The sequence below is a fragment of the Halorubrum sp. SD612 genome (assembly GCF_002135005.1).
This window is the reverse complement of sequence record NZ_NEWI01000080.1, coordinates 1-14,423: the sequence shown is the minus strand read 5'-3', so window position 1 is coordinate 14,423 and position 14,423 is coordinate 1. Positions and strand designations below refer to the sequence as shown.

Sequence of the window (14,423 nt, the reverse complement as noted above, 5' to 3'; positions counted from 1 at the left end):
TCCTCGGCCACGTCGGCGACGACGCGATCCGGATCGAGCGCCCGGAGACCGGGGCGGCCCCGCTCGTGGGCTACGTCGCCGACGTGGCCGAGGAGACGCGCGCGGCGGTCGCGGCCGCGGCGGCCGAGAGCGACAGCGGGGACGGAGACGGCGGCGCGGGCGGCGGGAGCGGCGGCGGAAACGACAGCGGCGGGAGCGGCGGCGGTTCGGGGGGCCCGTCGAACGCGGTCAACGGGCTCGAACGCGCCCTCGCGGCCGCGGTCGACGCCGCGGAGCGGGCCGAGGAGCGCGCCCGCGAGGGCGACGCCGAAGGGACGGAGCGTCAACTGGCGAACGTGCTCGACCGGATCGCCCGGATCGAGGAGCGGCTCGCGGCCGCGCGGGAGGGGCTCCCGCCCGGGCTCGCGAACGCGACCGGAAAGCGGGTCGAGCAGGCGAGGAACGCCGAGAAGCTGTAGGCCGCCAGCGCGCCGGCGCTCTCGCGGGCGCGCGCAACGGCCGCGTCGCCCCGTGTCACGGCGCACCACTGGATGGAAAGCTATACGACGCAGAACCGACCACGAGTATATAAGCAGATGTCTCAGGAGAGATACGACCACGCGGCGGTCGAAGAACGGTGGCAGGAGGCGTGGGACGACGCCGACGTGTACCACGTCCCGGACGAGGCCTCGGACCCGACGTACGTCCTCGGGATGTACCCGTACCCGTCCGGGAAGCTCCACATGGGTCACGTCCGCAACTACACGATCACGGACGCGTACGCCCGGTACCGGCGGATGCGCGGCGACGACGTGCTCCACCCGATGGGGTGGGACGCGTTCGGACTGCCCGCCGAGAACGCCGCCAAGGAGCGTGACACCAACCCCCGCGACTGGACGTTCGACTGCATCGACACGATGAAGGGGCAGATGAAGTCGATGGGGTTCGGCTACGACTGGGACCGCGAGGTCACCACGTGTACCCCCGACTACTACCGGTGGAACCAGTGGCTGTTCCGCCGCTTCCACGAGGCCGGCCTCGTCGAGCGCCGCGACGCGGAGGTGAACTGGTGTCCCTCCTGCGAGACCGTCCTCGCCGACGAGCAGGTCGAGGGCGACGCGGAGCTATGCTGGCGCTGCGACACCCCCGTCGAGACCCGCGAGCTCGACCAGTGGTTCCTGAAGATAACTGAGTACGCCGACGAGCTGCTGGACGCCATCGACGACCTAGAGGGGTGGCCGAACTCGGTCCGGCAGATGCAGCGCAACTGGATCGGCCGACAGCACGGCAGCGAGGTCGACTTCTCGATCGACGGGTACGGGGACGTAACGGCGTTCACGACCCGGATCGACACGATATACGGCGCGACCTTCTTCGCGATCGCCCCCGATCACCCGATCGCCGAGGAGCTGGCCGAGGAGGACGACGAGATCCACGAGTTCGTCCACCACGAGGCCGACCCCGACGGCGACGAGCCGAACGGGGTCGAGACCGGACTGACCGCGACCAATCCCGCCACCGGCGAGGAGATCCCGGTGTACGTCGCGGACTTCGTCCTCTCGGACGTGGGGACGGGCGCGCTGATGGCCGTGCCCGCCCACGACGAGCGCGACCACGCCTTCGCGACGAAGAAGGGCGTCGAGATCCGACCCGTGATCGCGCCGGAATCCGACGACCCCGACGGCGAAGCGGTCCCGGACGCACCGGACGTGGAGGAGGCCGCATTCACGGAGGACGGCGTCCTAATCGGCTCCGGCAAGTACACCGGACTGGACAGCGAGACCGCGCGCGAGCGGATCACGGACGATATCAGGAGCGCCGAGCCGGCCACGCAGTACCAGCTGCGCGACTGGGGCATCTCCCGGCAGCGCTACTGGGGGACGCCGATCCCGATGGTCCACTGCGACGACTGCGGCGCGGTCCCGGTACCCGACGAGGACCTGCCCGTCGAGCTGCCCGAGTTCATCAACACCACCGGGAACCCGCTCGACGCCGCCGACGAGTGGCAGGAGACGACCTGTCCGGAGTGCGGCGGGCCGGCGACCCGCGAGACCGACACGATGGACACGTTCGTCGACTCCTCGTGGTACTTCCTGCGGTACGTCTCGCCGGACCTGGCGGACGCCCCGTTCGACCTCGACCGCGCGAACGACTGGATGCCGGTCGACCAGTACGTGGGCGGCATCGAACACGCCGTGATGCACCTGCTGTACTCGCGGTTCTTCACCAAGGTGTTGGCCGACAAGGAGGACCTCGGCCACCGCGAGCCGTTCACCAACCTGCTGGCACAGGGGATGGTCCAGCTGGAGGGCGAGAAGATGTCCAAGTCGAAGGGGAACGTCGTCTCGCCGCAGCGGATCGTCGACGAGTACGGCGCCGACACCGCGCGGCTGTTCATGATGGAGGCCGCCCAGCCCGAGCGCGACTTCGACTGGTCCGAGGACGGCGTCAAGTCCACGCACCGCTTTTTGACCCGGCTCAGCGACCTCGTCGAGGCGCACGCCGCGGGCGACGTGGCGACGGCCGACCCCGACGCCGACCGCGATGAAATCGACGACTACGTCGCCGACGAGACCGACGCCGCGGTCGCCATCGCCGGCGCGGAGTACGACGACCTGACGTTCAACGTGGCGCTGCGGGAGGCGCAGGACCTCGTGGGGACGCTCCGGAGCTACCGCGAGCACGCCGACCCGCACCCCGCCGTCTTCGAGCGCGGCGTCGACGTCGCGGTCCGCCTGCTCGCCCCCGTCGCGCCCCACCTCGCCGAGGAGCTGTGGGAGTCGCTCGGCCGCGACGGGTTCGTCGCGGAGGCCGACTGGCCGACCGCGAGCGTCGACCGCGAGACGGTCGAACGCCGGCGCCGGCTGGTCGAGAACACCCGCGAAGACGTGCGCGACATCGTCGAGGTCGCCGGGATCGACGACCCCGAGCGGATCGACGTGGTCGTCGCGCCCGACTGGAAGTACGACGCGCTGGAGATCGCGATCGACAGCGACGCCGACAACCTGATCGCCGAGCTGATGGCCGAGAGCCACATCCGCGAGCGGGGCGACGACGCCGCCTCGTACGGGCAGGACCTCCAGGCGAACCGCGAGGCGCTCCGTGAGACGCTCGACGGCGACGCCGAACACGACGCCCTGCGAGCGGCCGCGTGGCTGATCGAGCGCGAGTTCGACGCCCCGGTCCGCGTCGAGCGCGCCGCGGACGCCGAGGAGGCCGTCGTCAGCAAGGCGGAGCCGGGCCGACCCGCGATCGACATCGTCGAGTAGGTCACCCGACCGTTTCGCGGCCCTCGCCGGACCCCGGAAACGCTTAGTCGCCGGCGCGGCGCCCTCGTGTATGGACGACCCGTACGCTCCCGCGCGCGACGCCCTCGCGGGCGAGGGACTCGGCGCCGACAACGGAGAGGACGCCGACCCCGCGGTGCTCGCCGCGCGACTCGACGAGGACGATCCGCTCGCGTCGTTCGCGGACCGCTACCGGGTCCCTGACGGTGTTCTCTATATGGACGGGAACTCGCTCGGCCCCGCGAGCGACGCCGCCCTCGCGAGCCTCGACCGCGTGGTCGACGAGTGGCGCGAGCTGCTCATCTCCGGGTGGACCGACGCCGACCCGCCGTGGTTCGATGTCGGCGAACGACTCGGCGACGCGGTCGCGCCGCTGGTGGGCGCGGAGCCGAGCGAGGTGGTCGTCGGCAACTCGATCACGGTGAACATCCACACCCTGATCGGCACGTTCCTCGACGAGCTGCTGGCCGGGAACGGGCCCGAACGCGAGGACGTCGCGGCCGCGGACGGAGAGTGGGCGCCGGACGGCGACCCGGACGCCGACCCCGCGGTCCTCGTCAACGAGCTCGACTTCCCCTCCGACCACTACGCGCTCCGGGCGCAGCTCCGGCAGCGGGGGATCGACCCGGACGAGAAGCTCCGGGTCGTTCCGAGCCGCGACGGGCGGACGATCGATCCCCGGGACATCGAGGCGGCGCTGGCGGCGCACGACGACGTGGGGATCGTGTTCATGCCGACCGCGCTGTACCGCTCGGGCCAGCTGTTCGACGTCGAGCGGATCGCGACGGCGGCCCACGAGGCGGGCGCGTACGCCGGCTTCGACGCCGCCCACTCCGCGGGCGCCGTCCCCCACGCGTTCGGCGACGCCGGCGTCGACTTCGCGGTGTGGTGTACGTACAAGTACCTCAACGCCGGACCGGGGTCGATCGGCGCGCTGTTCGTCGCCGAGCGCCACCACGGGCTCGACCCCGCGCTGGCCGGGTGGTGGGGCCACGAGAAGGCGACGCAGTTCGAGATGAACATGGCCTTCACCGCGGCCGACTCCGCCGGCGCGTGGCAGATCGGCACGCCGCCGCTGCTTTCGGCCGCGCCGCTTGAAGGGTCGGTCGAACTCCTGCGCGAGGCCGGGATCGACCGCCTGCGGGCGAAGTCGCTCGCGCTCACCGACTTCCTCATCGCCCTCGTCGACGACCGGCTCCCGGGGGTCTCGGTGGGAACGCCCCGCGAACACGCCGCGCGCGGCGGTCACGTCGCCCTCGAACACCCCGAGGCCGAGCGGCTGAGCGAGGCGCTCAACGACCGGGGCGCGGTCGTCGACTTCCGACCGCCGAACGTGGTGCGGGTCTGCCCCGCGGCCCCCTACACCTCCTTTGCCGACGTGCTGGAGGTCGTCGACGAGATCGAGGCGATCCTCGACTCGGGGGCCCACGAGGCGTACGCGACGGGCGAGGGCGGCGTAACGTAGCGGGCGCGGCGCCGTGAGGGGCCGCGAGCGGGGTCGACGGGCGGTCTGTTCCCCGCGTTGACATCCGCAGTATTATTACTCTCAGTAACGTAAAGAGAGAAGAACGAGATCATGGGAAGAGGTTCATCGACGAACGGTGCCGATCGGTTCGGATCGGACGGCGACGAGGTGACGAGCGTTTACGAGGCGATGTTTCAGGAGGCTGACGACGCGATCTTTCTCGTTGACGTGGCGCGGACGGACGGCGAGTACGAGTTCACGTTCAGGCAGAACAACACCGCACACCAGCGACAGACCGGGCTGACCGAGGACGCGATGTTCGGGAAGACGCCGCGGGAACTCCTCGGAGAGCAACAGGGGGCCGCGGTCGAGGCGAACTATCGGCTCTGCGTCGAGCGGGGGACGACGATCGAGTACGAGGAGCGGCTCGAGTTCCCGGGCGGGGCGACCGACTGGCAGACGAAGCTTACCCCAGTCGTCGACGACGGAACGGTGACGCAGATCGTCGGCGTCGCCCGCGACGTCACGCGACAGAAGGAGCGGGAGCGGGAACACCGGCGCACGCACCGGCGGTTCCAGACCGTCTTGGAGACGATGTCCGCGGCGGTGTTCCTGAAGGACACCGAGGGGCGGTACCTGCTGATGAACCAGGCGTGCCGCAACGTGTTCGACGTCGACGAGGATCCCGTCGGGATGACCGACGAGGAACTCTTCCCGGAGGCCGTCGCGGCGCAGGCCCGCGCTGACGACCGCCGGGTCGTTGAAGACGGCGAACGGATCGAAGTCGAGGAGACGGTGCCGACGCCCGCCGGAGAGAGCGTTCGGCTGACGCGGAAGTCCCCCGTGTACGACGAGGAGGGGGAGATACGCGGTGTGTGCGGCGTGTCGACCGACATCACCGAACAACGGGAGCGAGAGCGAGCGCTCCAACAGATCAAAGACCGCCTCGAACTCGCGGTCGAGGGCGCACAGATCGGCGTCTGGGACTGGGACATGGCCACCGACGAGGTCGAGTTCAACGACCGGTGGGCCCGGATGTTGGGCCACGCGCCCGACGAGATCGAACCGCACCTCGACGCGTGGGAGCGGCGCGTTCACCCCGACGACCTCGGGCCCGTCGAAGACGCCCTGTCGAGCCACATGGCCGGCGAGACGGAGCTCTACGACACGGAACACCGGATGCGCACCGCGGCGGGGGACTGGAAGTGGATCCGGGACGTCGGGAAGGTCGTCGAGCGCGACGACGACGGGAAGCCGGTCCGCGCGGTCGGGGTCCACCTCGACATCGACGACCAGAAGCGCCGGGAGGCGGAACTGGAACGCACGCGATCGGTCATCGAGCGCACCCAAGAGAGCGCGTCGATCGGCTGGTGGGAGGCCGATCTGGTCGAGGACTCGCTCACGTGGAGCGACGAGGTGTACCGGATCCACGAGGTTCCGCCCGACGACACGATCCGCCTAGAGGACGGGCTCAGCTTCTACCACCCGGACGACCGCGACGCCATCGAGGCGGCGTTCGACCGCCTGACCGAGGCGGGCGAGTCGTACGACCTCGAACTCCGCATCGTGACGGAGTCCGATCGGACCAAGTGGGTGCGGGCGATCGGCGATCCGCAGTACGACGACGCGGGGAACGTCGTCGGGGCGCTGGGGCTGTTCCAGGACGTCACGGAGCGGAAGGAGTACGAGCGGGCCATCGAGGCGACGCGCGAGGAGCTCCGGCGGATCATCGACCTCGTGCCCGACCTGGTGTTCGTGAAGAACCGGGAGGGCGAGTACCTGCTGGCCAACGAGGCGACCGCGGCGGCGTACGGGAAGACGCCGGAGGAGGTAGAAGGCAAGTCCGAGGCGGAGATCATCCCCAGCGCCGAGGACTCCGAGGCGTTCAGACAGGACGACCTCGCCGTGATCGAGTCGGGCGAGCCGAGGACGATAGACGAGGAGACGCTGACCACGGCGGACGGGGAGACGCGCATCCTCCAGACGACGAAGATACCCTACGAGGTTGCCGAGACGGGCGAAGACGCCGTCCTTGGATACGCCCGCGACGTGACCGAGCTCAAGCAGTACGAGCGGACGCTCGAAGAGCAGCGGGACAACCTCACGCTGCTCAACCAGGTCGTCCGCCACGACATCAGAAACCAGCTGATGGTGGTCGAGTCGTACACCGGACTCCTCGAGGACGCGCTCGTCGACGACCAGAGCCGGACCTACGCGCGGACGGTCATCGAGGCGGCGAAGCAGGCGGCGGACATCACGGAGACCGCCAGGGACGTCACCGACGTGCTGCTACAGGCCGGCTCCGACCTGACGCCGATGAACCTCCGAGCCGAGCTCAACGGACAGATCGAACAGGTCCGGTCGGAGCAGGACCGGGCGACGGTCACCGTGAGCGAGTCGATCCCGGACGTGACGGTGGCGGCGGACGACCTGCTGGAGGCGGTGTTCCGGAACCTGCTGACGAACGCGGTCGTCCACAACGACAAGGAGAGGGCCGAGATCACGGTCTCGACGCGCGTCTCGGACGACTCGGTGCGCGTGTCGATCGCGGACAACGGCCCCGGGATCGACGACGACCACAAGGAGGACATCTTCCAGGAGGGCGCGAAGGGGCTCGAGAGCGGCGGGACGGGGATCGGTCTGTACCTCGTCGAGACGCTCGTCGACAAGTACGGCGGCGACGTGTGGGTCGAGGACAACGAGCCGACGGGGAGCGTGTTCGCCGTCGAACTGCCCCTCGCGAACTGATCGGCGCGCGCGAGGCGGGCGCCGTGCGTCGCCGTCCCGCGCGTCTCCATCCAGCGCGTCGCCGTCGCCGCGCGTCGACATCGCCGCGCGTCTCCATCCAGCGCGTCGCCGTCGCCGCGCGTCGCCGCCGCCTCACGTCGACCGTGCGCGTCGCGCGGGGCGACGGGCTTAATCGCCCGAGCGCCCAAGGTCCGACGATCAGACAATGGCGGAATCGTCGGGCATGGACGCGTTCGCGCACCTCGGGAGCGATATCCGCGAGGCGCTCTCCGACCGGGGCTTTTCCACGCCGACGGAGCCCCAGCGCGAGGCGATCCCGCCGCTCGCCGACGGGCGGAACGCTCTCGTCCTCGCGCCAACGGGGACCGGGAAGACGGAGACGGCGATGCTCCCCGTCTTCGACGCGGTCGTCGCGGCCCGCGACGCGCCCGGCGACCCGCCGCGGGAGGGAATCTCCGCGCTGTACATCACCCCGCTGCGCGCGCTCAACCGCGACATGATGGACCGGCTTGAGTGGTGGAGCGACCGCCTCGGCGTCGAGGTCGCGGTGCGCCACGGCGACACCACGCAGTACGAGCGGTCGAAGCAGGCCGACGACCCGCCCGACGTGCTCATCACGACCCCGGAGAGCCTCCAGGCGATCCTCACCGGCTCGAAGATGCGGGTCGCCCTGGAGGACGTGGCGCACGTCGTCATCGACGAGGTCCACGAGCTCGCCGCGGCGAAGCGGGGCGCCCAGCTCACGGTCGGCCTCGAGCGCCTCCGCCGCGTCGCGGGGCCATTCCAGCGCGTCGGCCTCTCCGCGACGGTCGGTGACCCCGAGGAGGTCGGGCGCTTCCTCGTCGGCACCGGCAAGCGCGACCCCGACCGCCCCGGCGACCGCGCGTTCGAGACGGTCGAGGTCGCGGCCGGGACGCGGACCGACGTGCGCGTCCTCGATCCGGCGATCACGGACCGCGATACCACGCTCGCCGGCGAGCTCGCGGTCGACGAGACGACCGCGAGCCACGTCCGGACGATCCGCGAGATCGTCGCCGAGAACGAGTCGACGCTGATCTTCGTCAACACGCGCCAGACCGCGGAGGCGCTCGGCTCGCGGTTCAAGACGCTCGCCGAGAACGAGCGGGAGGCCGCCGAACGCGACGGGCGGGACGACGCCGCCGACCCCACGGAGATCGAGCTCCACCACGGATCGCTCTCGAAGGAGGTCCGGGTCGACGTGGAAGACCGGTTCAAGTCGGGCGATCTGGACGGGCTCGTCTGCACCTCCTCGATGGAGCTCGGGATCGACGTGGGGCGCGTCGACCACGTGGTCCAGTACGGGAGCCCCCGCGAGGTGGCCCGGCTGCTCCAGCGCGTCGGCCGCGCGGGCCACCGCCGCGACCTCGTCTCGGAGGGGACCGTCGTGACGCAGGGAGGCGACGACACGCTCGAAGCGATGGCCATCGCGCGGCGCGCCGGCGAGGAGCTCGTCGAGCCCGCGAACATCCACCACGGGAGCCTCGACACGGTCGCCAACCAGATCGTCGGGCTCGTGATGGACGAGGGCGAGGTCCACGCCCGGGAGGCGTACCAGACGATCACGAACGCCTACCCGTTCGCCGACCTCTCGGAGCCCGAGTTCCAGGAGGTCGTCCGCGAGCTCGACGGGAACCGCCTGCTGTGGCTCGACGAGGAGACGGACACTCTCGAAAAGTCGGGCGGCACCTGGCAGTACTTCTACGCGAACCTCTCGATGATCCCCGACGAGTCCACCTACGAGGTGTACGACATGTCCTCGCGGCGGGGTATCGGCACCCTCGACGAGCAGTTCGTCGTCAACTTCGCCGGGCCGGGCGAGACGTTCGTCCAGCGCGGCGAGATGTGGCGGATCACCGAGGTCGACGAGGAGGAGGAGCGCGTGAACGTCACGCCGATCCCCGACCCGACCGGCGAGGTCCCCTCGTGGGTGGGCCAGGAGATCCCCGTCCCGAAGCCGGTCGCCGAGGAGGTCGGCCGGATCCGAGGCGAGGCCGCGGCCGCCCTAGCGGCCGGCTCCACGCCGACGGCGGTCGCCGCCGACCTCGCCGAGCGCTACCCGACCGACGAGGAGACGGTCGCGGCCGCGCTGAAGGCGGTCGTCGACCACGTCGACGCCGGCCACCCCGTGCCGACCGACGAGCGGATCGTGATCGAGGGGAGCGCCCGCACCGTCGCGGTCAACGCCGCCTTCGGCCACGAGGTCAACGAGACGCTCGCGCGGTTGCTCGCTGCGCTCGTCGGCCAGCGCGCCGGCTCGTCCGTCGGGATGGACGTCGACCCGTACCGGATCGAGTTCGAGGTGCCGAACGGCGTCAGTCCCGGAACCTTCCGCGAGGTGCTGGAGACGACGGACCCCGACCGGCTGGAGGCGTACCTCGAACTCGCCGTGAAGAAGTCGGACGCGCTGAAGTTCACGCTCGCGCAGGTCGCGGCGAAGTTCGGCGCCGTCAAGCGGTACAAGGAGGGGCGCGGCCGATTCGGCGGCGACCGCCTGCTCGCGGCCCTCGAAGACACTCCCGTCTACGACGAGGCGCTCCGTGAGGTGTTCCACGCCGACCTCGCGGTGCCGGAGACCGCGGACCTGCTCGCGGCGCTCCAGCCGGGCGACGGGGGACGGGACGGCCCGCTCGACCTCTCTATCGCCCGCGAGCGTACCCCGCTCGGCACCGCGGGTCGCTCCGCCGGCACGGAGTTCCTCGTCCCCGACAACGCCGACGCCGACGTGATCGAGACGGTCAAAGAGCGCATCCGGGACGACCGAGTGATCCTCTTTTGTCTCCACTGTACAGACTGGAAGCACACGACGAAGGTCCGGCGCGTCCGCGACCAGCCCGAGTGCCCCGAGTGCGGGTCCACCCGGGTCGCGGCACTCAACCCGTGGGACGACGAGACGGTCGCCGCGGTGCGCGCGGCCGAGAAGGACGACGAGCAGGAGCGCCGCACCGAGCGGGCGCACCGCGCCGCGAGCCTCGTCCAGACGCACGGGAAGCGGGCGGTGATAGCCCTCGCGGCGCGCGGTGTCGGGCCCCACAACGCCGCGCGGATCATCAATAAGCTCCGCGAGGATGAGGACGAGTTCTACCGCGACGTGCTCCGCCAGGAGCGCGAGTACGCGCGCACGCAGTCGTTCTGGGACTGACCAACGGCGGCCCGGACCGCCCCGAACCGCTCCCCCGTCCGGACTCCCGTTTTTAAGTTGCGGACGACCGAACCGACCGTATGGACCTCTCCGCCGCCGTCACGGCAACGACTGCGACCCTCCGTCGACGCCCCGCCGACGTCCTCCCCTTTTACCTCCTCGGCACCGCGGTGCCGGCGATCGCTCGGCTCGGCCCGTTCGCGGCGCTCGCGGGGATCTACCTCCACCTCGAACTGAACGGCCGCCTCGCCGCGGCCCGCGACTCGCTCGCCGGGGTCGAACCGCCGCCGGAGACGCAGGACCCCGAGGCGCTTCAGGCGTGGGCCGAGGGGTTGGGCCCCGCGTTCGAACCACTGCTCACGCCGACCGTCGTGGTCCTCTTCGCCGGGGGCGTCCTCCTCGCGGTCGCCCTCTCGGTCCTCGCGTACGCCGTCGTCTCGGCCGGCCAGCTCTCGGCGGTCGCCGCGAGCCTCCGCGACGACCGCGGGCTCGTCGCCGGGATCGCGGGCGCCCGGTCCCGGTGGCTCACGTTCCTCGGGCTGTACGTCGCCGAACTCATCCTGTGGATCGGCGTGGTCGCGCTCGGATTGATCGCGGTCGGCGCGGCGTTCCTCGCGAACCCGTTCCTCGGGGCGGCGGTGGCGATCGGCGCCCTGCTCGCCGGCTTCGTTGCCCTCGCGCTCGTTCGGATCCTCTTCGCGTTCGCGCCCGCGGCCGTCGTCGTCAACGACACCGGCGTCGTCGGCGGGGTCGAGGGCGCCGGCGGCTTCGTTCGCTCGAACCCCGTCGACGCCGCCGCGTACCTCGTGGTCGCGATCGGCGCGCTGGTCGCCGTCGCGTCGGTCGCCTCCGGGATCGCGTTCGTCGGCGGGGGCCCCGTCGTCGCGCTCGCCAGCGCCGTCGTCGTCGCGCCCGCGCTCGACCTGCTGAAGACGGTCCTCTACGGCGACTACCGCGGGACGGTCGACCCCCTCTCGCCGACGGAGGCCGGCCTCCGGGCCCAGCTCGGCGGCGGCCTCCGACGCGGGTGGCGGGAGCTGCGCGGGTTCGTCCGGTCGACGCCGGGCTCCCACGCGCTCGCGCTCGGAGTGGCCGTTGGGTTCGGCGCGCTCGGGTGGGTCGCCGCCGCGCCGTTCGCGGAGATGGCCCCGACCTCGATCGAGGGTCGGATCGCCGGACAGATCCCGCCCGTAGCGGCGCTGACGTACTTTGGGAACAACTGGGGGGTCGCGATCGCGACCGCCTTCTCGGGCGTCGGGCTTGCCCTCCCCGCGCTCTCGTCGCTCGCGTTCAACGGCCTCGCGCTCGGCGCCACCGCGGCCTTGGAGGAGAACCTCTCCGCGCTCGTCGCGTTCGTGGTCCCGCACGGGATCTTCGAGATCCCCGCGCTCGTCGTCTCCGGCGCGCTCGGCGTCCGCCTCGGCGCGGTCTCGTGGCGGACGTTTCGCGGCCGTGCGAGCCGCGAGCGGTTCGCCGACGCCTTGGAGACAGCGTTCTGGGTGACCGTCGGGATCGGGATTCTGATCACCGTCGCCGCCGTTATCGAGGGGTTCGTCAGTCCGTACTACTGGCGGCCGTTCCTCTAGCTCGCGACCGAGCGGCGACCCGTCTGCGGGCGTCCGGCCGCAGAGGCGCCGGCCCGCCCGCAGCCTTATTACCGCGCGGGCGAAGCGTCGGTATGCGACCGCTCGTTGCCGTCATCCTCGTCGGCGTCCCGCTCATGTGGCTCGTCGGCTTCGCCGCCTACGCGTACGTCGACGCGCCCAAGTACGGAATGGACCCGCGCAAGTGGGCGCTCATCTCGTTCGTCGTCCCGCTGTTCGGCTTCTTCGCGTACGTCTTCGAGCGGGGTGAGCGCGACTACGACCCGGACACCGACCCGTACGCCGGCGGGAGCAACGAGCGGACCGGCGGCTTCGCCGTCCACGAGTCGCGGCAGGGCGAAGAGCGGCTCGGCCCGGCGGGGACGGAGGCGGACGACGGTGACGACGCGGACGACGAGTGGAACGACCCGGACGGCGTCGACCTCTGACGAGACGATCGGGACAGGCCCCGGTCAGTACCGAGACGGCGGTGAGTGAGACGGTACGTAATCACCGATGAGGCTGGGGAGGTGTGCGATGCTGTGTAGTGCCGTACTGGGCGGGGCGGGAGTCAAAAGGGCAGCCGCGGGGCTTTAGCGGGTTTCGCTGCCGATGTACTCGCCACGATTTAGTTACGGTCGGCGTCACCGTTCGACAGAAGCGATCAATCGTACCAGTACTAAATCGCGTCGCGGAGCGCCGTTTGCCGACGGTCGAGGTCGAACGCGGCGTCAGGTGCGTCGAGCCGGTCGAAGAACGCGAACGCATCGGCGCCGGCGCGCTCGGCGTGGCCGATCAGCGCCTCGATCGCCGCACGGTTAAGCGCGAACGACTCCAGCTTGCCACAGCAGAGCGCCAGCGCGACGCCCGCCTCGCCGGAGGGGAAGGCAGGATCGATAACCGACAGGTCCGGGTCGACGGGCGCGTCGCCCGCGACCCCCGCCTCCGCGGCCGGGACGACCCGCAGGCACCGAGTACAGATCGCGACCGCGTCGGCCGGCGCGTACTCGCGGATCGAGGGCGGCACGGCGAACCCGACGGCGTCGGCGTCGCAGTGAGGACAGGGCACGACCGGAGATAGGCGGCGCTCAAGACTTAAACGCGGCCGTCTTCGGTGCGGCGAGAGCGGCGAGGGAAAACGGACAGAGCGATCAACAGAAAGAACGGCCGACGCGCGGTGGACGGTCAGTCGGCGGGCTCGGGTTCCTCGGTCTCCGCGGCCGCGGCCTCCGCGGCCGCCTCGGCCTCCTCGGCAGCCTCCTCTTCCTCCTTCTTCGCTTTGATCTTCTTCATGCGGAATATCTCCTCGCGCTCCTGCTCTTCGAGCTTCTGCTCGATGTACTCCTGATTCTCGTAGAGGCTCGGGAGCAGAGTGAACTCCAGGGCGTTCACGCGGCGCTTCGTGGTCTCGATCTCCGTGAGCATCTTCTTCATCGCCGTCTCCACCTCGGCGGCGAGGATGATCGACTCGAGCAGCTCCTCGTAGGCGTCGGCCGCCTCGTCGATCCGCGCCGAGGAGCCGAGCAGGCCGTACCCGCGCTCGTCGAGGCTCTTCTGTACCTTCGAGGACTCGATCTGCGGGACCACGACGCCCATGATGTTCTTCGACTGGGTCGTGATCTCCGGGTGCTCTTTCAGCGCCGCGGCCGCGCCGCGGACCGCCACGTCGCCCTCCATCGCCCGGGCCATGTCGATCTTCCGCTGGGCCGTCTCGTAGTTCTCGGAGACCTCCGACCGGACGTCCTGCGCCTGGTCGAGGATATCCATGAACTCCATGATGAGCCCGTCGCGCTTCTGTTCGAGCGTGTCGTGACCGCGCTCGGAGAGCTCGATGCGGTCCTCGATCGCCATCAGGTTCTTGCGCGTCGGTTTGACGTCCTTGGCCATCTTGGGGGTAGGTTCCGCTCCGAGGCGGTTAATTCTTTTCAGACGCGCCGGATCGGCCGGGCAGCCGCCGCGGATCGGCCCCCGAGCGCGGTCACCGCGGCGCGGTCGCTGGCGAGGGGTATCGACCGCGGGTAAAAGGTGAGTCGAGGCGGATCAGTCGGCCGCTTCGACGACCTTGCGCTCGGAGTCGTCCTCGCGGTAGTGCTCCTCGATGAACTCCTCGTCGATCCGGTTGAGGGCGTCCTTCGGCAGCATCGAGAGGAGGTCCCAGCCGATCGAGAGCGTCTCGTCGATGTCGCGGTTCGTCTCGAAGC

At 70.6% G+C, this 14,423-nt stretch carries 8 protein-coding genes and 2 pseudogenes; 7 read left to right on the top strand and 3 right to left on the bottom strand.

From position 1 onward, the window contains the following. The 7 genes and pseudogenes from B9G38_RS10225 to B9G38_RS10195 form a co-directional block, all read left to right on the top strand. Positions 1-458: pseudogene (locus tag B9G38_RS10225) on the top strand (hypothetical protein); the annotation flags it as partial. 117 nt (positions 459-575) lie between these two features. Then, on the top strand, positions 576-3,248 hold the full coding sequence (gene leuS / locus B9G38_RS10220) for a leucine--tRNA ligase (protein ID WP_086220307.1): 2,673 nt from the start codon (positions 576-578) through the stop codon (positions 3,246-3,248). 70 nt (positions 3,249-3,318) lie between these two features. Beyond that, positions 3,319-4,731: a kynureninase gene (kynU, locus tag B9G38_RS10215; protein ID WP_086220306.1), complete on the top strand. Its 1,413-nt coding sequence runs from the start codon at positions 3,319-3,321 to the stop codon at positions 4,729-4,731. 111 nt (positions 4,732-4,842) lie between these two features. Then, on the top strand, positions 4,843-7,479 hold the full coding sequence (locus tag B9G38_RS10210; protein WP_086220305.1) for a PAS domain-containing protein: 2,637 nt from the start codon (positions 4,843-4,845) through the stop codon (positions 7,477-7,479). Positions 7,480-7,684: 205 nt separating this feature from the next. Beyond that, the gene (locus tag B9G38_RS10205; RefSeq protein ID WP_198945675.1) at positions 7,685-10,639 is read left to right on the top strand and encodes a DEAD/DEAH box helicase; all 2,955 of its coding nucleotides are present in this window, start codon (positions 7,685-7,687) and stop codon (positions 10,637-10,639) included. A gap of 80 nt (positions 10,640-10,719) precedes the next feature. Beyond that, complete coding sequence (locus B9G38_RS10200) at positions 10,720-12,225, top strand: stage II sporulation protein M (RefSeq protein ID WP_086220304.1); 1,506 nt, start codon at positions 10,720-10,722, stop codon at positions 12,223-12,225. 92 nt (positions 12,226-12,317) lie between these two features. Then, positions 12,318-12,671 (top strand): hypothetical protein, encoded by a 354-nt coding sequence (locus B9G38_RS10195; protein WP_086220303.1) that lies wholly within the window; start codon positions 12,318-12,320, stop codon positions 12,669-12,671. 230 nt (positions 12,672-12,901) lie between these two features. Here B9G38_RS10195 and B9G38_RS10190 read toward each other — a convergent pair whose 3' ends face one another. The 3 genes and pseudogenes from B9G38_RS10190 to B9G38_RS17810 all read right to left on the bottom strand — a co-directional run. After that, the gene (locus B9G38_RS10190) at positions 12,902-13,291 is read right to left on the bottom strand and encodes a DUF6276 family protein (RefSeq protein WP_086220302.1); all 390 of its coding nucleotides are present in this window, start codon (positions 13,289-13,291) and stop codon (positions 12,902-12,904) included. Positions 13,292-13,407: 116 nt separating this feature from the next. Further along, positions 13,408-14,109 (bottom strand): V-type ATP synthase subunit D, encoded by a 702-nt coding sequence (locus tag B9G38_RS10185; RefSeq protein ID WP_049931793.1) that lies wholly within the window; start codon positions 14,107-14,109, stop codon positions 13,408-13,410. A 153-nt stretch (positions 14,110-14,262) separates the two neighbouring features. Beyond that, positions 14,263-14,423: pseudogene (locus tag B9G38_RS17810) on the bottom strand (V-type ATP synthase subunit B); the annotation flags it as partial.